Below are 19,850 nucleotides of genomic sequence, written 5' to 3' on the forward strand. Positions count from 1 at the left end.
CCCTCGTCACCGGCCTTTGCAGGAAATCGACAAAGGCTCGGCAACTCGGCAACTCGGCAACTCGGCAAGTCGGCAACTAGGCCATGCGGAACGGGAGTTGGGGGGCGCGTGCCCCGTATGGAGCGCCGTCCGCCGACGTGCGGGGCGCGTACAGGGTGCGTGCGGCGTGCGTGCGGGGTGCGGACACCGGGACGACGAGCCCGTGTGCCGCCTGGCAATTCGGCGGCCCGGGGCGGGAGTTGACCGATGCGACCAGACGGTTGCCGGGTCTGTGAGGGGGTCGCTCGTTCGTAGGAAACAACGCTGCTGCGGCCCTTAGTCGGCGTGGCGCTCGTGCTGCCGGGCAGCACCAGACCGCGCCGGCTGTGGCCCGCCGGCCGTCGGGGACGTACGGCGACGGGCCGCAGCGGCCGATGCCGGATCACTACCGAAGGAGGACTTGATGCGACGGGTCGTCACCAATGCGCTCGGAGTCGGGGCCGCGGCGGCATTTCTCATCCTGGGAGGCTCGCAGACCGCCCAGGCAGCGACGGGCGATCTCGTGATCAACGGGCAGCACTACCAGAACCCCAGCGGCTGCTACCCGGTCAACGGCTCGGCTTCGATCCAGAACGACACCGACGCCCGCGTCACCGTGCACCCTGACCCCGGCTGCACCGGCCCGGAGACCGGATGGATCAGCCCGGGGGGAGGCGGCACGCTGATGCCTGTCTACGGGGTCAAGGTGCCGTGACGGGTTACATGAGCTGAAAGCCGTTTCCCGAGAGCTCCGCTCTGCGGGGGCCGCTACTCCACCAGAGCCCGCGCCGCGTCGAGCGCCAGCGCCCACGGGTACGCCCGCCGGTCCCCCTGGCCCGGCGGGTGCGGCCGGAAGCCGCCTTCCCCGTACAGGACTTGGACGCCGACGCCGCGCAAGGTCTCGATGCTGCGGTCGAATTGGGGATGCGTGGCGTACGCCGAGTTGACGCACGGCATCACCACGAGCGGGCGGCGCTTGCCGATGGCCTCGGTGACGTAGGCGGTGACGAAGTCGGGCGTCAGCCCGAGGGCCACCGTGTTGACCTTGTTCAGCGTGGCCGGGGCCAGCATCGCCGCGTCCGCGGGTGGCCAGACTTCGCCCTCGTCGACGCGGCGCGGCATGCTACGTACCGGATGCCCGGACTTTCGTTCCAGCGTGGGGAGTTCGTCGGCGAGCCAGTCGGCCGCGGTCGGTGTCAGCCCCGCGCATACCGTCCAGCCGTCGGCCTGTGCACGCTCGACGACGTCGGGGAGATCCAGCACGGGCGGGGCAGCGCAGGCGAGGAGATGCAGCACGCGAGAAGCCATGCTGGACATCCCACCATCTCGCCCGCCGCGAGACCTCGCCGGTGGAGATCGCGCGCCGACTCCAGGAGAGGGTGACGAGAGGGCCGAGGGCCGTCACGCCAGGAGGGAACGCCAGCGTTCGGCCGACTCCAGCATGTCCAGGATGACCCGCTCCAGGAACGTCCCAGCCCTGTTCAGCCGTTGCCCCACGGGACTGTCGGGCCCGAGAGCCCCGGCCGCCTCGATCGCGGCCCGTGCCGAATCGAGCGTCAGACGGGAGCTGACCACGATCGAGTGGTACCAGGCGTCGTCGTCGATCACGTAGATGTCGCGACGCCGCTGCGGATCGCGCTCGCGCCGGACATAACCCTGCTGGACAAGGAAGTTCACGGCCACGGAGACGGAGGCCGGGCTGACCTTCAGTCTGCGCGTCAGCTCGGCCGCGGTACGCCTGCCGTCCTCGGACAGCAACAGGTCGACGTGGACGCGCGCCGTCATCCTCGGCATCCCCGACCTGACGGCCAACTCGATGATCTCCTCTTCCATTTCCGACGTGCCGCCCGGCGGTCCGGACGTCCGCGGGGGCGCCGGCGTGCCACGCCGCGCCCGCTGGACCGTATCCGCGTGCGCCTGCCGGGGCCGGTAGCCGCCGGGGCCGCCGTTGCGTCCGACCTCACGGCTGATCGTGGAGGTCGGCCGGTCGAGCCGCCTGGCGATCTCGGCGTAGGAGAGCCCTTCGCCGAGTCCGGCCGCGATGCGATGCCGCTCCTGCTGGGTCAGTCGTCCTCCTGGCATGCCCGCCAGTATTGCCTTCGCCGTCATTCATTGCAACGGCGCGTTGCGTTCGATGCCAGCGTCATCGCATCAGTTTTCCGCCTCTGAACTGCGTAAATGATTCGTGGTCGATTGACCGTGCCTTGAATGCAACGTAGCTTTCACATTCTATTGAACGCCAACGAATGCCGACTATCGCGAGTGAGGACGGCGAACGACCATGGGCGAATCCCTGCATGAACCCCTCCACGCCGTCACGGCGATGCCGACCGAGCGCCTGTCCGGCTGCCCCTTCGACCCGCCGGCCGAGTTGACCGACGCCCGCCGGCACGGCCCCATCAGCCGCTTCACCCACTCCGGCGGAAAACCAGGCTGGCTGATCACCGGATACGACCTCGTCAGGTCGGTCCTGGCCGACTCCCGATTCAGCTCGCGCAAAGAGCTGCTGAACGTGGTCGACTTCGAGGTTCCTCCGGCGCCGCCCGGCGAGTTCCTCCTCATGGACGAGCCACAGCACGGGCGCTACCGCAAGCCGCTGGCGGGCAAGTTCACCGTGCGGCGGATGCGAATGCTCACCGAGCGCGTCGAGCAGATCACCGCCGAACGCCTGGACGCCATGGAGAATGCCGGACCTCCGGCGGACCTGGTGACCGCGTTCGCCAAGCCGGTCCCCGCCATCGTCATCTGCGAACTCCTCGGCGTGCCATACGAGGACCGGGGCTCCTTCCAGGAGCAGATCGAGACGTTCCTCAGCGGGGAGACAAGCGACGAGGAACTGATCGCGGCCTACACCGCGACTCAGGAATACCTCGCGGAGCTGGTGGCCGCCAAGCGCGCGAACCCCTCCGACGACGTACTCAGCGACCTCACCGACAGCGATCTGAACGATGAGGAGCTGAAGGGGATCAGCCTGATTCTGCTGGCGGCCGGGTTCGACACCACCGCGAACATGCTGGCCCTCGGCACCTTCGCGCTGTTGCAGAACCCGGCGCAACTGGCGGCGCTGCGCGCCGATTCCACGCTCACCGACCAGGCCGTCGAGGAACTGCTGCGGTATCTGAGCGTCGCCAAGACGTTCATGAGGACGGCGCTGGAGGACGTCGAGCTGGGAGGCCAGACCATCGAGGCAGGCACGACGGTGGTCCTGTCGTACAACACCGCCAACCGCGACCCGGAGCGCTTCCCCGACCCCCACGCGCTCGACCTCCACCGACGGCAAGGAGGGCACCTGGCCTTCGGCCACGGCATACACCAGTGCCTGGGCCAGCAGTTGGCGCGCGTCGAGATGCGGGTCGCGTTCCGCGCGCTGATCGACCGCTTCCCCACGCTGCGCCTGGCCGTACCGGCAGAGGAGGTCGCCCTGCGCCCGGAGACCGCGGACGTCTACGGGGTGAAGAGCCTGCCGGTCACATGGGAGACGGAGGAGCGATGAGTACCGGGGAGACGGAGGAGCCATGAGTACGACGCCCCTGCGCGCCGACCGAGAACGCTGCATCAGCGCCGGAATGTGCGCACTGACCGCCCCCGAGGTCTTCGACCAGGACCCCGACGACGGCCGCGTTCTCCTGCTGCAAACGGAGCCGCCCACCGCCCATCGCGCGGCCGTACGGATGGCGGTCGGCGTCTGCCCTTCAGGGGCGATCGCATTCGATGAGCCGGGGACCGGCGGGAGCTAGTCGGCTGGGGCCGCGCCGCGGACGGGGGCGGGGCGTTCCGAGCCGAGAGCGTCGAGAGCGGCCTGCCAACGGGTCTAGTTTGCGGGGGCGTTGAGGCGACGGTCCGCCTCGACCACTCCGTCGGGCTGCTGCCCTGATGTCTGCTGAGAAGGGCCCGATGAACGCCTCAGGGGCCGACCCGCACCGCGGATCAGGCCCCTGAGTTGATGTTCTTCCCGGCGACACACCATCACCGGCGAGGACGGATCAGTGACCGGCACCGTGGACGACTTCCGCTGACCCTGGCGCGCTGAACCCCGGCTGCCTCGGAGGGCTCCATTCCTCCGGGACAACCGGCCACCCCGGCTCCCGGCCCTGGTCACTCAGGGGCGGGAAATTCGTCCGCGGCCTCGGCCTTGTCCTCGGCTTCGTCAGGAGTGCCTACCGCTTGCCGCATCTGCCCGGAGCCCTTGCACGTGCGGCACGCCTCGACGTAGCTGCCGTAGCCGATTATCACCCTCTCCCCGTCGCCCGAGCCCTTGCAGGATGTACACCGAAGGGGCATTGAGTCCGCGGTCATGCGGAAGCACCTCCCAGGCACTTCCGTTTTCCCACCGCATGGGAGGAACACTCACGCCACCACTCGCAGGAGCACGGGGCCCGTTTTGCGAGTTGACGCCCCTCCTCGACTGCATCACCTGCGGGCCACGCACCGCGGCCGAACGCGTCGAGACGGCGCCGGACATGACCCGACGGCAGCGCCCGTCCACGAGCCACGCCCGCACTGCCGGGGCACGCTCATCATCGAAGGAGGCGATGGCGCGCAGCGCGCCCGACCCGGCAGCCCCGCGTGTAGAGTCCCCGCCGCTACAGGGCCCACCCGGACCCACGCACGACAGCGCCCCTGTGCACCACGACGGCACAGGGGCGCTGTTGCGTGTCCGACCGCTCTCCGCTCCAAGCCTCTAGCTGGTGCAGCCGCGGGCAGGATGAGTCTTGAATGAGATGTCTGTGCCTAATAGAGGGTCCTTCGTCCATCCCTTCTTGAGGCGGCCAGGGGTAAGGGAATCGAGCTTGCGACTCCATTTTCGCCCTTGGGTATCGAGGAACTGAATGCTGTGAACGATCAATTGGTGTTCGGATCGACGATCCGTACTCAAAAACCGGAGACTCTTGTACGACACGACCACCTCCGTACACGGAGGTATGGGTTCGGAGAAGCCAATGACCTCTACGCTCGACGGAGGCTCTGGATCATCGGCGGTGTTGCTGTAGATGAAACCCCACTCGGTCACAGGGTCCCGGGAACGGTTCAGGATGTGGATCGTTGAAAGGCGGCTCGGAGACTCGTCTTTTTCCCAAGCAGATACCCGTGACGCCTGCGAGACAGCACGTAACCTGTCCTGCTGCTTGGAATCCGCCCGCTGTTCCTCCACGGAGTCAACAGATGCCTGAGTAGCAACCGCTGTAAAAATCAAGCCCATTGCTGCGGCCCCACCAGCGACTACCGAAGCCCAGGCTGCCAAGCGGTCTACAAACGAGCGGCCCTGTTCCTCTCGCCGATCCGTACTGGACGCTGTTCTCTCGGGTGTTCCTCGCAGCCGGACTTGCTGCGGCCTCGGGCGGCGCTGCGCCATCCGGACCTGCCTCGGTGAACGCGGCCTGTGCATCCCCCTGTCCCCCTAAGTTGGCCTGCTTCAGGGAGAGTTCAGGTTATTGATCACGCGTGGTTCCCGACAACCGCACATTTCGCTGCGTCCATGCAGATGCCGGTCAGTCGCGGCGCGTCCGTGATTGGCCCGGGTGTCCTAATCGGTGACGAGACCGGGTTGTTCGGTCTGCGCGGTGCGCATCCCCTCGACGAGGCGCGTGACGTACCTCGGGCAGGAACGGTGCCTGCCTCGTGCGCGCCCGTCGAAGGAGCATCATGCACACGATCGACCGTAACTCCCGTGCCCGCAACCGACGTTCGCGCTGGGTGGCCGTCGCTGTCACGTGGCCGCCATCACCTCCGGCGGCCTGACCGTCGCCACACCGGCGTACGCAGATGCCCCCTCCTCGGCTGGGGTCGAGGCGTCTGTGTCGTATCCGTCGGAGGATTGCCGCGTCGTCTTCGACCGTGCGAGTAAGGGCGCTACCGACGCCGTCGTCGACAGCACGGGCAAGAACCTGTATGTCACGGATGCCGCAAGCAACGGTGTGGGAGCCGACGGCACGCTCTACAGGAAGAACCTCGCTACCGGGGTGGCGAAGGAGGTGGCCGACGGCCTGGGTCATACCCTGTCCATGCGTTCTGATCACGCCGGTGGGGTGTTCGTCTCCGGTGGCAAGGACGGCGACGTCTGGCACCTCCGCAACCTGGAAGCCCGGGACACGAAGGTCGATCTTGCCCCGTCAGTGATGTCACGGCCGTGCCCGGCGGGACCGCTTGGCCGCGGCTGAAGGTCACCAACAGCGGCAGTGCCCGTATCGGCAACCGGGACGTCACTCTCAAGCTCGGTCCGGCGGGCGTGAGTTGGGGCTTCAACGTCGTCTACCAGGACCGTAACGGGAACCTTGTCGAAACCCCCTGCCGGGTGGCCGACACCGACCCGAACACCTCGGTGTGCAAGGACGTGCCTTGAACCTCGACCCCGGTCAGAACGTCGAGCTGCGTACCGAGGTCAACACCGACAAGTCGCTCAAGCCCGGTGACATGCCCTCCATCACCTGGCAGATCGCCGACAGGACCGCCAAGACCGACTGGCTCATGAAGTGACCCCCGGAGGCAGCCCGGCCTTCCCAGGTTGACGCCCAACTGTCGCCTGCCGAGGGCCTGATGCCCCGCCGAACACCCGTCGTACGGTCGCGGACCAGCACCCCAGACCCTCCCGCCCGGCTCGCCTGGGTAGCAGCAGAGGGAACCGACCGCAGTGCCCCGGGCGCTCAGGCACCGGGGGCACTGCGCCGTCAGCTGCCACCCGGAGGCTCAGCTCACCGGGCTGATGGTGACCGTTGACGGAGGTCCAGTAGGTCACGTAGCGGCAGGCAACGGAGTCCCCAGCGGCGTCCACTGCGCGGAGTCCTTGTCGGCCTTCTGCCTGTTCGAGCGAGCCGTCACGGCCTCCAAGTGCCGCTGGTCGTCAGGTAGCCGGCGTAGCGGACACGGCGCTCCTGGCTCTAATTCGAGGCGCCAGGCCGTGTGGAAGCATGCTGGCTGCCGATCGCACGGAGCCTCACTCCGCATGGGCTCAGGCACTCCACAAGACGGTCATGGAGGAGGTCGGGACCCCGCCCAAGCTCATGGATGAACGCATGGGGCACGAGGACGGCTCAGTGCAGGCGCGTTACTCACACATCACCGGGCGGATGAGGAATCGGCTCATGAATGAGCTGCCCGAGCAGTGGGAGGAGGCGTTGAACGCACGGCTGGCCGTGCACCCCGCACTCCCCGGTGCGGGCGCTCGATGAATTGCTGAGAGCGCGTCAGGGATGACGACTTCGGGAGTGAATTTCCTTGATCCACTCCCAGCTCACTTCTCAGAGGCGCCAGACTACGAGTGAGGCGCCGCTAATCCCGGGATTAGCGGCGCCTCATCTGCGTTTTCATTTGTCGGGGTGGCGGGATTTGAACCCACGACCTCTTCGCCCCGAAGCAACTCGGGCGGGGGAGGTTTCTTGGGGTGATGCGGCTCTGAGCTGTTGGGATAGTCCGTGGATGTTCGTGAGCGCCCGCCGTTGTTCGTCGGCGTTGTCACGCAGTTAGACACTCGAAGCTGCTGCGTTCTGCGCCCCCATGCCGCGATGCGCACCGCAGGCAGGCGCTGGCCGGCTCGATTGCTCCAGCCCTTCGCAGGACCAGAATTGGCCGGTCAATCGAATCAGCGGAGGTCTGTGGCTCTCGACTCGAAGGTTGCTCGCCGACTAGCAACCTTCGTGATCGGCGTGTTGCTGGCGATCCTTCTGGTCACGCCGTACATGTTGCTCAGCGACCTCAGCCGGGCGTGCAGCGCGCTCCCCTACTGGGGTTCTAGCAATTTCCGGTCCTCAACTTCACGTTCTCCGAGGTGCGTCAGCATGTAAAGATCCCGCTGGAAGTGAATGAAGTCCTTTCCGTCCAAACCATCAAGAGTGCGCCTGACATTGGTGCGCATCGGCGGGCGAGCCCATTTACGCAACTCATCCAGCGTTGCACCATCTGGACCGCGCCAATACAGCAACACGAGAAAATGGTCCGATGCTCGCAACTGCTTCAAAATGCGTGGAAAACCATCGAAAACCTGAATGAGCGGTACATCCTTGGAGACCAGGTCCACGATGATTCTATGCGCTTCAACCGGAGGCACATTATGGAAAAGTCTAACCAGTTCCGCTACCACCCACTCCATGTTCCTGATAACCAGGGAAGTGTCCTGCACGTTCGGGTCAATTCCATCTGCAAGGTGGGCGACGTCCCGCTTGTTCCTTACGTCGTAGATCAGTCGAAGCGTTCGGGGGATATGCAGACGGACACTTTCTGAGCCTTGCGCATTTTGGAGGGTAGCGAGCATCCGATCCACCGAGGGGAGCGTCTTGCCAATAGCGGTGTAATTCTGCATGGTTGTCCATTGCAGAATCCGGAATACTGCCTCTGAGAACCTCCCGCCTTCAATCATGGAAGGTCGAAGATCATCACGGTAGAACCGACGTTTAGCTTGGGCAAACGAGTCTAGCAATTCTTCCACTAGCTCATTTGGCAAACCTGCAGATTTGAATCCCTGCCGGACCTGTAGGTCGAGAGAATTCACACGCCACCTAGTCGTTAGTCAGTCAGCAGACTATCAACGAAACCGGAAAATGACTGGACGGCTGCGCTCTTTGCCCGCACTCGCCGATTCTGTCCGGAACCGGTGACGACGTAGCCGTTCAAGGCTCTCACTTGGCTGGAGAAGTTGGCCGAGTCATACACTTTCAGACGTTCGCATTCGGCTCGGATTACCTCAAGCGGAGTTTCGTTTTCGCCGATCCCGAAGCTCCGGACCATGATTATGATTTGAGCGACTGCACGAGCGCGTTCTGCATTGCTCTTCCCGAGCTTCAACCCGGGGACGCTCATATGCGGACCGTCATCGTCCATGTGGACAAGATGCTCCAGTTTTGCGCGGTCCACACCGGTGTGCTCAACTACGCGGTCGTAAATCTCGCGCTCAGCGATAGGCGCATGCGCAGCACTACCCTCCGGCTCAACGGTGCCTGGTGCTGAATCAGTGGAATGTCCAGACGTGAGCATGGCGGAAGTCGTTGCGCTTGACGCGGGGGACAGCAGGCGAACCGCTTCCCGGAAAGCCACGGGTTGGATCTCGCCGGGTAGATCAGCTGCTTCTACCGCCGCCCAAGCGTCCTTAAGTACATCGCTTACTTCCATCACGGCGCCCCTCCCCCTAACGTGGACAAATAAGCCTACATGCGCGAAAGGAGGCTAGCAAGCAAGGTGGCGCACCTGTCCATGCCATTAAGCGATGCGGATCTTGAATCCCATGCGCAGGAGGGCGAATTTACGCAGTTCAGACCGGTCAAGGAGTAAGGGAATGGCCCACTGGCCGCTGCCTCCATGAGGGCAGTGGCCATACGAGAACATGGATTCTTCGAAGCCCTGTGCACATTCGTAAGATCATCTCGGGGGTCTCCCCGGTGTAAATATTGAAACAGAGGTTCGAGTAAATCTCGCCGCTTCGATGTTGGGTGCGGCGAGGGTTGACCGCAGAAGGATATGTGCGCAACTGTTCGATTCGAATTCTGCCCCAGAAACAGAGTGCAATTTTCCTGGGATAGGGTGCCACTTTCACCGAGGCGTAGCCAGTATGGCTGTGACGATCAGGGCCTCGCCAGACGAAGTCCGAGGCTGGTGGAGTCTCAATGAGCGTTTTCCATCTTCAGTCTGAGCTGGCCAGATGGAGGCAGAGGACGGCCTGAACGAGGCTGATGATGCGGGTGGTTGAGCAGCGGACCTTGCGCAGGAATCGCCAGGTCTTGAGGGTGGCCATGGCCTGCTCTACGAGCGCGCGGATCTTCACGGGTGAGCGGTTGACGGCCTGCTGACCTGCGGACAGCGTCTCCCAACGCCCCCAGTAGGGAACGCGCACTGCGCCGCCGGCGCCCCGGTACCCCTCATCGGCCCAGCACTCTGCGCCTTTTCCCTCCAAAACGTCGATGACGCCGTGGGCCCGCGCGGCCTTGATGTCGCGAACTGCCCCTGGCAACGCGGGCGATGCCCACAGCAGTCGTCCCGCCGGGATCGGTGATCACCCGCAGTTCATGCCGTGCTTCTTGTGCTTCCCAGAGCAGCAGGGGCGGTCGGTCGCGACGCGGTCGATCGGCAGCAGCGTGCCGTCCAGGATCACGAACACCTCGTGGAGGCGGACTTCATCGCTTCGGCGAGCGTCGGCGCGAGGGATCGACGGCCTCGGCGATGTACCGGTAGGCGGTGGTGGTGCCCACGCCGAACCCGGCAGCGAGCTGGGTGTAGGTATGACCGGAGGGCAGGTGGGCAGGAACGAGCAGGGACTGGCGGCCCACGCTCTGGCGGCGCCACTGTGTTCCGCGTTCCTGCCTGCGGGTCCGCAGACAGGCGGACAGGTACCGCAGGGTGAAGTGGACACATCGAGACCGGACGGGTAGACGAGCACGCGGGAGCTCCTGGTTGGCCCAGTGATCTTGGTCGTGAACACGGCTACCAGGAGCTTCTTAACGCCCGGCCACCGCCCCAACTACCCACCCAACCGGCCAGGTTAGACAAAGCTGAATGCGTCCGTGGATCCTTCGCGATCAGCGAGCCAGCCTCGCCCTAAACGAACTGCTCGGTTGCCTCAAGCCGCAAGTCCTCGGGGAACTGCTGCCGGTGGGGGGCATCTGGCCCCGTTGTGGATACCGCATGCCCAGGTCATGCCGCAGGAGGCGACAGGCCGTCAGCCCACGACACTACTAGTTCAACCTCAGGAGTCGATGAGATGAGGGTTGTCGTCCGCACCGGACGTAGGCTTGGTAAGTGTTGACGACAAGCCGAGGCTGAAAAGAGACGACCGGTGGAGGACGGACCGCCAATGTCAAGTCCGGGGGGACGAAGGAGTCGCTGACACGGTCGCTGAATGCGCTCGATGCGTTCTTGAGGGTGCGCCTCAGGAGCGACGACTTGAGGAGTGAGTTTCCTTGATCCACTCCCCGTTTACTCCTCGGGGAGTCAGATGACGAGTCAGGGCCGGTTCTCCCATGAAGGGGAACCGGCCCTGAACTGCTACTTCCTCTGTCGGGGTGGCGGGATTTGAACCCACGACCTCTTCGTCCCGAACGAAGCGCGCTGCCAAGCTGCGCCACACCCCGAAGCAACGCGCACCACTCTAGCCCAGGGGGACGCTGACGCGAAATCCGGATTCCGGGGGATGAGCGACCCGAAGAGGGTGCGGGCAGGGCGGCGGTGGCGGGCCTTCGGGCGGGCGGCGCGGCGCAGTGTGCGGGGTCAGTCGCGGACGGTGAGCGTCAGCAGTGTCGCCTCCGGGGGGCAGGCGAAGCGGACCGGGGTGTAGCGGTTGGCGCCGCAGCCGGCGGAGACGTGGAGGTAGGAGCGGTTCCCGCCCGCGATGTGGGTGGAGAGGCCCTTGACGCGGTCGGTGTCCAGGTCGCAGTTGGTGACGAGGGCGCCGTAGAAGGGGACGCAGAGCTGGCCGCCGTGGGTGTGCCCGGCGAGGATCAGCGGGTAGCCGTCGGCGGTGAAGGCGTCGAGGGAGCGCAGATACGGGGCGTGTACGACCGCGAGTGAGAAGTCCGCGTCGCGTTCGGGGCCGCCGATGACGGCGCTGTAGCGGTCCCGTTTGATGTGCGGGTCGTCGAGGCCGGTGAGGGCGATCTCCTGGCCGCCGTCGAGCTTGAGCCGGCCGCGGGTGTTGCTGAGCCCGGCCCAGCCTGCCGCGTCGAAGGCGTCGCGCAGGCCCTCCCAGGGGTTGTGCACGGCGCCTACGGCGGGTGCGTTGCCGTTGAGGCCGTGGCGCCCCGAGGCCTTCTCCAGCAGATAGCGGGCGGGGTTGCGCAGCTTCGGGCCGTAGTAGTCGTTGGAGCCGAAGACGTAGGCGCCGGGGAACTCCATCAGCGGGGCCAAGGCGTCGAGCACCTCGGGCACGGCCTCGGGGTCGGAGAGGTTGTCGCCGGTGTTGATCACGAAGTCGGGGCGGAGGCCCGCCAGCGACCTCAGCCAGCGCTGCTTCTTGCGCTGCCCGCTGACCATGTGGATGTCCGAGACGTGCAGTAGGCGCAGGGACTGCATGCCCGGCGGGAGTACGGGAATTGTGATGCGCCGCAGGCGGAATGAGCGGGGTTCGACGAGCGTGGCATAGCCGACGCAGGCCGCACCGAGTGCCGTCAGGGTGAGGGGGATTCCGTATCGCGGGCGCATGCGTCCATGCTCGCAGACGGTGCGTCGTCCCCGCACTCCGTGCCGGGTCGCCGACGGCCCGGGATTCCGGGTCCGGCGGGGCCTCCGGGCGTAGTGGCCGCAGCGTCCTCGTGGGCTCCCGCGTCCGTACAAGCGCACGCGAGATCGCATGAGAGATGATGTGCACCGGAATCTCTGGAGGACACGGAAACCCTATGACTACGCTCAAGTCCCGTTTGCAGGACGACCTTACGGCAGCGATCAAGGAACGCGACGAGCTGCGCTCCGCCACTCTCCGCATGACCCTCGCGGCGATCTCCAAGGAGGAGGTCGCGGGCAAGTCCGCACGTGAACTCACGGACGACGAGGTGCAGAAGGTGATCACGCGGGAGGCGAAGAAGCGGCGTGAGGCGGCCGAGGCGTTCGCCGACGGCGGCCGGGCCGCGCAGGCCGAACGGGAGCGCGCCGAAGGCGAGGTGCTGTCCGGCTATCTGCCCGCGCAGCTCACGGACGAGGAGTTGGACGCGCTGGTCGGTGAGGCCGTCGCGGAGGCGCAGGCCGGGGGAGCGGAGGGCCCGCGTGCGATGGGCGCCGTGATGAAGATCGTCAACCCGAAGGTGCAGGGCCGGGCCGACGGCGGACGGGTCGCGGCGGCGGTCAAGAGACGGCTCGCAGAGGGCTGACAGGACAGCGGGCGGCGGGCGGCCGGAAGGCCCCAGTGGACCGGGGCTGGACCCCTAGGCAGGAGGGCCCGGGGCACGCCTCTCAACTGCGCGTCCAGCGCCCTGAGTTCGCGGAGGTCGCGGGTTCCATGGCCCGGCTCCGGTAGATACCTGCGCCCAACTGCGCACGCACGGCGGACAACTCCGCACGCCCGGTGGACAACCCCGCGCCTCCGGCGACGAGTTCGCCTGGTGACCGTTGCCCGTGCCGGCCGTCGCCCGCAGGCAGCCCGCCTTGCGGCGCTCGCCTTCGGCGGGGCCTCGCACCGCGAACCAGCCTCGCACCGCAACCCGGCCCCCCGCCGAGCCCCCGCGCCCGACTCCCCGACGCTAGAACCCCGTCCCGCCGAAGCGCCCGCCCGTGCCGCCGCCACGGCCGCCGTTGCCGTTGCCGCCGAGGTCGCCGCCGATGGTGCCGCCGTCCTGGCCTGTGGTCGTGCCGCCGTCCGGGCCGCCGTTGCCTCCGCCGCCGATGAAGTCAGGCGGCAGCGTGATGTCCGGCCACGGGTCGTCGTCCGGCGGCTTCGGCTTGTCGCGGCCCTTGTCCTTGTCGTCGTCGATGGGGATGAGGTTGAAGCGCGGCGCCGGCTTGCCGTCCAGCGCGCCCGCCATCGCGTCCCGCCAGATGGGGCCCGGGACTTCGCCGCCGAAGACCTTGTCGTGGTAGACGCCGCCGATGGAGATGTTCGTCATCTGCGTCTTGTGCGTGGGGTCGCCGACCCATACGGCGCCCGACATGTTCGGCGTGTAGCCCACGAACCATGCCGCGTAACGCTGGTCCGTCGTACCGGTCTTGCCCGCGCTGTCGCGTCCGTCGAGCCCGGCCTGCTTGCCCGTACCGTCCTCGACGACGCCCCGCAGCAGCGAGTTGACCGTATCGGCGGTGCGCTCGCTCATGGCTCGCCGGCACGAAGTCTTCGGCACGGGAAGCTTCTTGCCGCGGGCGTCGGTGATGGACTCCACCGCGACGGGCGTGCAGTGCATGCCGCGGGCGGCGAAGGTGGCGTACCCCTCGGCCATGGTCAGCGGCGACATCTCCTGCGTCCCGAGGGTGATGGAGGGGACCTGGTCGATCTCCTTGCCGTCGGCCCGCTGTATGCCCATCTTCTTCGCCATCTGTGTGACGGGGCAGATGCCGGTCTCGCCGATGAGGGAGACGAAGTAGGTGTTCACCGACTTCGCGGTGGCCTCCTTCATCTCGTAGGGGCCGACCTCGCGCTTGTTCTCGTTCTCCACCGGGGCGCTGCCGCTCCACTGGCCGCCGCAGGTGTTCACCGGGGACGGATAGCGCATCTTGTACGGCGACGGGTACTTCTTGTACACGCTCATGCCGCGTTCCAGCGCCGCCGCCGCGATCACCGGCTTGAAGGTGGAGCCCGGCTGGTATCCGGCGCCGCCGCCCATGTCGTCGTCCACGGACAGGTTGATCTGCGTCTCGTTCTCACCGAAGCCGTACGGACGTGACTGGCCCATGCCCAGGATGCGTCCCGTACCCGGCTCGACGATCGACGCGGCCGTCGCCACCTTGTCCGACTTGCGTACGTGGCGCTCGACGGACGCCTCGACCGACTTCTGCGCCTGCGGGTCCAGGGTGGTCTTGATCGTCAGCCCGCCCCTGTTCCAGCGCTTGGCGCGAGCCTTGCGCGAGTCCCCGAACGCCGGGTCGTTGAGGAAGACTTCGCGTACGTAGTCGCAGAAGAAGCCCGCGCCGTGCGAGGCGGTGATGCAGCCGTTCTCCGGCTTGCTCATGTCGAGGTCGAGGGGCTTCTCACGGGCTTCCCGCGCCGTCTTCGCGGAGATGTGGCCGAGGGCCTCCATGCGCGAGATCACGGTGTCGCGGCGCTTCCTGGCCGTGTCCTCGTGCTGTACGGGGTCGTAGCGGGCCGGTGACTGGACGATGCCCGCCAGCAGCGCGGACTCCGCGACGTCGAGGTCACGTGCGGACTTGGAGAAGTAGCGCTGGGCCGCGGCCTCGACGCCGTACGCCTGCTGCCCGAAGAAGGTGATGTTGAGGTAGTTCTCGAGGATCTTCTTCTTGCCGAGGGTCTCCTCGACCTGGATCGCGTACTTGAGTTCCTTGATCTTCCGGCCGACGGTCTGCTGTGTGGCCTGGGCGACCTTGTCGGGGTCGTCCCCGGCCTCCTCCACGAAGACGTTCTTCACATACTGCTGTGTCAGTGACGAAGCGCCCTCCTCGACCTGGCCGTTCTGGGCGTTGCGGTTGAGCGCGCGCAGGATGCCCTTGAGGTCGACGGCGCCGTGTCTGTAGAAGCGGGCGTCCTCGATGGCGACGATCGCCTTGCGCATGTGCGGCGATATGTCGGCGAGGTCGACGACCGTGCGGTCGCGGGAGTAGACCTTGGCGATCTCACCGCCGCCGGAGTCGAGGATGGTGGTGCGCTGACTCAGCGGCGGGCGCTTGAGGTTGGCGGGCAGCTCGTCGAAGCCCTGGACGGTGTTCTTCGTGACGAGGCCGAGACCACCGGCCGCGGGGAGCGCGAGTCCGGCCAGCACGGCGCCCGCCAGCACGCTGACGCCCAGGAATTTGGCGCCTTGCTGGAAGGGCGTCTCTCCCTCTCCGCCGCCCGAACGCTTCTTCACCATGTCCGTCAGCCTACGTTCTCAATCGCCGGACAGGGGAGCCTCAGTTCGCCTAAGCTGACGTACGCATCGAACCTCACACCGCCACTGTGGCCTCGCTCCACCGCGGCCTTCCCGCTCACTTCGAGTGAGTGACCAGGCTTGTCCGGAACAGCGCCAAGTGTCGTGATGCGTCCGGCAAGTTCTTCCCCATCGCACCGCCGTGATCCCCTGTTTTGCCGCAAAGGCGCAGGTTGTCGTCGGCTCACTCCGGTGGGTGATTTGTCGCGCACACATAGTCCGTTCGGGCCATCCAATATTGGGCCCGCAGGGGGTGTTGCACCCTGCCTGCCTTCCGTAACGTCACCAACTGGCAACGGCGAATATGCCGTTCGCCGCCGTGGGGGAGCCTCGATTCGGGAGAGGACGGCGCCGGCTATGGGCTGGGTAACCGACTGGAGTGCGCAGGCAGCCTGTCGCACTACCGATCCGGATGAACTGTTCGTGCAAGGCGCGGCACAGAACCGCGCCAAGGCCGTTTGCACAGGGTGCCCCGTGCGCACCGAGTGCCTGGCGGACGCCTTGGACAACCGAGTTGAGTTCGGTGTCTGGGGCGGTATGACCGAGCGGGAGCGCAGAGCGCTCCTGCGCCGCCGTCCCACGGTCACTTCCTGGCGCCGCCTGCTTGAGACGGCACGCCTGGAGTACGAGCGTGGTACGGGCGGAGTTCTGCCCCTGGACCTCGAGGAGGCCAAGGACTACGCCGTCAACGCGGTGAAGGACTACGCGGCTGCGGGCTGAGTCGACTTCCGTTCCGCTTCCCGCAGTTCCCCACTCCCGCACACGCACGACATGCCGCGACGCACCGCTCGTACCGCCGGGGGTCGGCAGGCCCTGGGCGGGAGGTGCGGCGCGCGGCTGTGCGACGGGGGTTCGCGGCGGCGCCGTGAGCCCCCGTCGCGTCGGCGTGCTGTGAACGGCGTGCTGGGGACGGGTGCGTGGTGACTCGTGGGCCGCGATCGGTCCTACGGGGGCGTTGTGTGGTCGCGCCGCACGCCGGGCCGTATCTGTGGGCTCGCGCCCTGATCACCTCGTTACATACGCGGCCCCCGCACATGTTGCGAGTTCGTAGCCCGTGGGCATCGAGTCCGTAACAGCAGCCGCGGGCATACGGGCCGACTCCCGTACGCCTGCACAGAGTTCGAGCACCCTCACCGGCTCGGCGCGCGGCGGGCCACTGCCCGCGGTCCGCCGTCGGCGCGCCTGATCAGGCCGCAGGCCGCCCCGTCGCGAGCAGTCCGCCGATCGTGCGCAGACCGTCGAGGTCGTGCACGTCGCCCGCCAGCGCACCCACTTCCGCCACGGGCACCTCGGGGTGCAGCGCGGCGAAGCGGTCGCGGGTGCGGCGCTCGCGCGTGAGCAGCCGCATGCGTTCGGCGTGCAACCTCAGCAGCGCGGCAGCGAGTTGCCCCGTCTGACCGTTTTGTTCCGTACGTCCCGTCGGCTCCGCCGCGGATTCGGGCCGCATGGCGGAGTCCGGGACGGGGACGTGGCCGTCCTCTCGTGTGTCCCGTCGCTCGCCGGCGGTCTCGGGGCCGGGCGAGCCGTCGCGCCCGGGGGAGTGGGCGCCGTGTTCATCTCCATTCCCGTGCCCTCGATCGACAATGCCGCCCTCTTCAAGATTTTCCGCGAGGGCCAGCGCCCGCTCCGCGCCGATCTCCGAAGCGCCGCTGCGGTGCACGCGGTTGAGCACGAGCCCGGCGAGCGGCATCCGCTCCTCCGCCAGCCGTTCCACGAAGTACGCGGCTTCGCGGAGCGCGTCCCGCTCGGGCGCCGCTACCACGAGGAAGGCCGTGCCCGGCGCCTGAAGCAGCCGGTAGGTGGCGTCCGCGCGCTTGCGGAATCCGCCGAACATCGTGTCCATCGCCGCGACGAACGTCTGCACGTCACGCAACAGGCCCGTACCCAGCAGCTTGTTGAGCGCGCCGGTGAACATCGACAGACCGGCCACCCCGAGGTTGACGAACTTCATCCCCGCCCGGCCTCCGGCCTTCGCCGGTGCCATGAGCAGCTTGATGAACCGCCCGTCCAGGAAGGAGCCCAGGCGTTTCGGCGCGTCCAGGAAGTCCAGCGCCGAGCGCGACGGAGGGGTGTCGACGACGATCAGGTCCCAACTGCCGTCCCCGCCCTGCGAGCCGGGGGCGGCGCCGTGGGCGCTGAGCTGGCCGAGCTTCTCCATCGCCATGTACTCCTGCGTCCCCGCGAAGCCCGCCGACAGCGACTCGTAGAACGGGTTGGACATGATGGCGCGGGCACGCTCGGGTTCGGCGTGCGCCTCGACGATCTCGTCGAAGGTCCGCTTCATGTCGAGCATCATGGCGTGCAGTTCGCCGCCGGCGGACCTGTCGACGCCGGGTACGGGGCGCGGGGTGTTGTCCAGTTCGGTGAGGCCCATCGACTGGGCGAGGCGGCGTGCGGGGTCGATGGTGAGGACGACGGCCCTGCGTCCGCGCTCTGCCGCGCGCAGGCCGATCGCGGCGGCCGTGGTGGTCTTGCCGACGCCGCCCGCACCGCAGCAGACGACGATCCGGGTATCGGGGTCGTCGATCAACGGGTCTACGTGCAGGGGCAGTTCGGAGGCGAGAGGACTGCGCGGGTCCCCCCGCGATTCCCGTGCTTCCCGCGACTCCCGCGCGTCACTTGGGTTTCCGGCGCCGCCCGTCCTGGTCCCGTTCGTCATGCCCTCTCCTGCCGTGCCGGCAACTGATCGCGCAGATCCGCCGCGAGCTGGTACAGCCCGGCGAGTTCGACACCCTCGGAGAGCAGGTCGAGTTCGTAGACCGGCATGTCCAGCTTCGCCAGTGTGGAGCGCTGCTCCTGCTCCAGCGCGACGCGTTCCGCGTGCTCGTGTGCCTGCTCCAGCAGCGGCCCTACGAAGCGCCCTGCGCGGGAGAGTCCCGCGCGCTTCAGCGCCTCCGCCAACTCGCCGCCGGGGCCGCGGTCGACCTGGTGCAGCAGGTCCTCGTCCACGAGCCGGGGCCGCACCATGTTCACCAGCGCCGCGCCCACGGGCAGGCCCGCCTCGCGCAGTTCGGCCACACCGTCCGCCGTCTCCTGTACGGGCATCTCCTCCAGCAGCGTCACCAAGTGCACTGCCGTCTCGGGGGACTTGAGCACCCGCATCACCGCCTGCGCCTGGTTGTGCACGGGCCCGACCCGGGCCAGCCCGGCGACCTCCTCGTTGACGCCGAGGAAGCGTGTGATGCGGCCGGTGGGCGGCGCGTCCATCACCACGGCGTCGTACACGCGCCGTTCGCGGGAGTCGCGGCGGCGTACCGCCTCGCACGCCTTGCCCGTGAGCAGCACGTCCCGCAGGCCCGGTGCGATGGTCGTCGCGAAGTCGATCGCGCCGAGCTTCTTCAGCGCGCGGCCCGCGCTGCCGAGCTTGTAGAACATCTGGAGGTAGTCCAGCAGCGCCCGTTCGGGATCGATCGCGAGCGCGTACACCTCGCCGCCGTCGTGTGCGACGGCGATCTTGCGTTCCTCATACGGAAGCGGCTCCGTCTCGAAGAGTTGCGCGATGCCCTGCCGCCCCTCGACCTCGACGAGGAGCGTGCGCCTCCCTCCCGCGGCCAGGGCCAGCGCGAGTGCCGCGGCGACCGTCGTCTTGCCGGTGCCGCCCTTGCCCGTGACAACATGCAGCCTGCTCACTCCCGGGAGCCTAACCAGCAAGGCGACGGACTACGCTCGGCCCCATGACGAAGTGGGAATACGCGACCGTGCCGCTGCTCGTGCACGCGACCAAGCAGATTCTGGACACCTGGGGCGAGGACGGCTGGGAGCTGGTCCAGGTCGTACCCGGCCCGACGGGCTCCGAGCAGTTGGTGGCATACCTCAAGCGGGAGAAGCAGTGAGCCGCGTCGCCTCCCGGCTCGCCGAACTCGGCATCACGCTGCCCGAAGTGGCCACCCCCGCGGGCGCGTACGTGCCTGCGGTCCGCAGCGGACGGTACGTCTACACCGCGGGCCAGGTCCCGCTCGTAGAGGGCAGGCTGCCGCTCACAGGGAAGGTCGGCGCGGAGGTCACGCCGGAGGAGGCCAAGGACCTGGCGCGTACGTGTGCGCTCAACGCGCTGGCGGCCGTCGACTCGGTCGCGGGCGGCCTGGAGCGGGTCGTACGCGTGGTGAAGGTCACCGGATTCGTCGCCTCCGCCCCGGACTTCACCGCTCAGCCCGCCGTGATCAACGGTGCCAGCGAACTGCTGGGCGAGGTCTTCGAGGACGCGGGGGTGCACGCGCGAAGCGCCGTCGGCGTCGCCGTGCTGCCGCTGGACGCACCCGTCGAGGTCGAGATCCAGGTCGAGTTGGCCGACTGGGCGGAGTGATCCACCTCACCGCGGCTGTGACCTGCGACTCCGTGGACGACCGCGGTGCG

The 19,850-nt window shown here is 67.3% G+C and carries 18 protein-coding genes, 1 tRNA gene and 2 pseudogenes; 11 read left to right on the forward strand and 10 right to left on the reverse strand.

What is annotated here, in order from left to right; translation table 11 throughout:
- Positions 1–442 precede the first annotated feature (442 nt).
- Positions 443–733, forward strand: coding sequence for a hypothetical protein (locus MMA15_RS15500; RefSeq protein WP_241060369.1), 291 nt, complete (start codon positions 443–445; stop codon positions 731–733).
- Positions 734–786: 53 nt separating this feature from the next.
- Here the strand turns inward: MMA15_RS15500 and MMA15_RS15505 are convergent, their stop codons facing one another.
- Both MMA15_RS15505 and MMA15_RS15510 read right to left on the reverse strand, forming a co-directional pair.
- On the reverse strand, positions 787–1,326 hold the full coding sequence (locus MMA15_RS15505; protein WP_241060371.1) for a flavoprotein: 540 nt from the start codon (positions 1,324–1,326) through the stop codon (positions 787–789).
- A gap of 93 nt (positions 1,327–1,419) precedes the next feature.
- On the reverse strand, positions 1,420–2,100 hold the full coding sequence (locus tag MMA15_RS15510) for a helix-turn-helix domain-containing protein (RefSeq protein ID WP_241060372.1): 681 nt from the start codon (positions 2,098–2,100) through the stop codon (positions 1,420–1,422).
- A gap of 199 nt (positions 2,101–2,299) precedes the next feature.
- Between MMA15_RS15510 and MMA15_RS15515 the strand changes: the two genes are divergently transcribed.
- The 6 genes and pseudogenes from MMA15_RS15515 to MMA15_RS15540 form a co-directional block, all read left to right on the forward strand.
- Entirely contained in the window at positions 2,300–3,511 is a 1,212-nt protein-coding gene (locus MMA15_RS15515) for a cytochrome P450 (protein WP_241060373.1), read from the forward strand.
- Positions 3,512–3,533: 22 nt separating this feature from the next.
- Positions 3,534–3,755, forward strand: coding sequence for a ferredoxin (locus tag MMA15_RS15520; RefSeq protein ID WP_241060374.1), 222 nt, complete (start codon positions 3,534–3,536; stop codon positions 3,753–3,755).
- A gap of 1,974 nt (positions 3,756–5,729) precedes the next feature.
- Positions 5,730–6,176 carry a hypothetical protein gene (locus MMA15_RS15525; RefSeq protein WP_241060375.1) on the forward strand — a complete coding sequence of 149 codons (447 nt, stop codon included), beginning with the start codon at positions 5,730–5,732 and terminating at the stop codon, positions 6,174–6,176.
- Positions 6,146–6,358, forward strand: coding sequence for a hypothetical protein (locus MMA15_RS15530; protein ID WP_241060377.1), 213 nt, complete (start codon positions 6,146–6,148; stop codon positions 6,356–6,358). Before MMA15_RS15525 ends, MMA15_RS15530 begins: the two co-directional genes overlap by 31 nt.
- Positions 6,355–6,492, forward strand: a complete 138-nt coding sequence (locus MMA15_RS15535; protein ID WP_241060378.1) for a hypothetical protein — start codon at positions 6,355–6,357, stop codon at positions 6,490–6,492. Before MMA15_RS15530 ends, MMA15_RS15535 begins: the two co-directional genes overlap by 4 nt.
- Positions 6,493–6,903: 411 nt before the next feature.
- Positions 6,904–7,209, forward strand: a pseudogene (locus tag MMA15_RS15540) (tyrosine-type recombinase/integrase); the annotation flags it as partial.
- A gap of 523 nt (positions 7,210–7,732) precedes the next feature.
- Here MMA15_RS15540 and MMA15_RS15545 read toward each other — a convergent pair.
- From MMA15_RS15545 to MMA15_RS15565, 5 genes and pseudogenes are all read right to left on the reverse strand, one after another.
- A complete protein-coding gene (locus MMA15_RS15545) occupies positions 7,733–8,500 on the reverse strand; it encodes a hypothetical protein (protein WP_241060379.1) in 768 nt (255 codons plus the stop codon).
- Between the two features lie 14 nt (positions 8,501–8,514).
- Complete coding sequence (locus MMA15_RS15550; RefSeq protein WP_241060380.1) at positions 8,515–9,117, reverse strand: hypothetical protein; 603 nt, start codon at positions 9,115–9,117, stop codon at positions 8,515–8,517.
- 508 nt (positions 9,118–9,625) lie between these two features.
- A pseudogene (locus MMA15_RS15555) lies at positions 9,626–10,378 on the reverse strand (transposase family protein).
- A 617-nt stretch (positions 10,379–10,995) separates the two neighbouring features.
- Positions 10,996–11,069, reverse strand: a tRNA-Pro gene (locus tag MMA15_RS15560).
- A gap of 136 nt (positions 11,070–11,205) precedes the next feature.
- On the reverse strand, positions 11,206–12,135 hold the full coding sequence (locus MMA15_RS15565; protein WP_241060381.1) for a metallophosphoesterase: 930 nt from the start codon (positions 12,133–12,135) through the stop codon (positions 11,206–11,208).
- A 194-nt stretch (positions 12,136–12,329) separates the two neighbouring features.
- On the opposite strand from MMA15_RS15565, the gene MMA15_RS15570 reads away from it, so the two are divergent.
- Positions 12,330–12,797 (forward strand): GatB/YqeY domain-containing protein, encoded by a 468-nt coding sequence (locus tag MMA15_RS15570; RefSeq protein ID WP_241060382.1) that lies wholly within the window; start codon positions 12,330–12,332, stop codon positions 12,795–12,797.
- Positions 12,798–13,166: 369 nt separating this feature from the next.
- Here MMA15_RS15570 and MMA15_RS15575 read toward each other — a convergent pair whose 3' ends face one another.
- The gene (locus tag MMA15_RS15575) at positions 13,167–15,440 is read right to left on the reverse strand and encodes a transglycosylase domain-containing protein (RefSeq protein WP_241060383.1); all 2,274 of its coding nucleotides are present in this window, start codon (positions 15,438–15,440) and stop codon (positions 13,167–13,169) included.
- 414 nt (positions 15,441–15,854) lie between these two features.
- Here MMA15_RS15575 and MMA15_RS15580 point away from each other — a divergent pair, with 414 nt between their 5' ends.
- Positions 15,855–16,217 (forward strand): WhiB family transcriptional regulator, encoded by a 363-nt coding sequence (locus tag MMA15_RS15580; RefSeq protein ID WP_241060384.1) that lies wholly within the window; start codon positions 15,855–15,857, stop codon positions 16,215–16,217.
- Between the two features lie 466 nt (positions 16,218–16,683).
- On the opposite strand, the gene bagB is transcribed toward MMA15_RS15580, so the two are convergent.
- Positions 16,684–18,156, reverse strand: coding sequence for an ArsA family ATPase (gene bagB, locus MMA15_RS15585; protein WP_241060385.1), 1,473 nt, complete (start codon positions 18,154–18,156; stop codon positions 16,684–16,686).
- Entirely contained in the window at positions 18,153–19,127 is a 975-nt protein-coding gene (gene bagA / locus MMA15_RS15590) for an ATPase BagA (RefSeq protein ID WP_241060386.1), read from the reverse strand. The genes bagB and bagA overlap by 4 nt, the downstream gene beginning before the upstream one ends.
- A 44-nt stretch (positions 19,128–19,171) precedes the next feature.
- Between bagA and sp36 the strand changes: the two genes are divergently transcribed.
- Both sp36 and MMA15_RS15600 read left to right on the forward strand, forming a co-directional pair.
- Entirely contained in the window at positions 19,172–19,330 is a 159-nt protein-coding gene (gene sp36 / locus MMA15_RS15595; protein WP_107374329.1) for a Sp36 family protein, read from the forward strand.
- The gene (locus MMA15_RS15600; RefSeq protein ID WP_241060387.1) at positions 19,327–19,800 is read left to right on the forward strand and encodes a RidA family protein; all 474 of its coding nucleotides are present in this window, start codon (positions 19,327–19,329) and stop codon (positions 19,798–19,800) included. Before sp36 ends, MMA15_RS15600 begins: the two co-directional genes overlap by 4 nt.
- The last annotated feature ends 50 nt before the right edge of the window (positions 19,801–19,850 follow it).

Origin of the sequence: Streptomyces marispadix (genome assembly GCF_022524345.1) — a bacterium.
Taxonomy (GTDB): Bacteria; Actinomycetota; Actinomycetes; order Streptomycetales; family Streptomycetaceae; genus Streptomyces; species Streptomyces marispadix.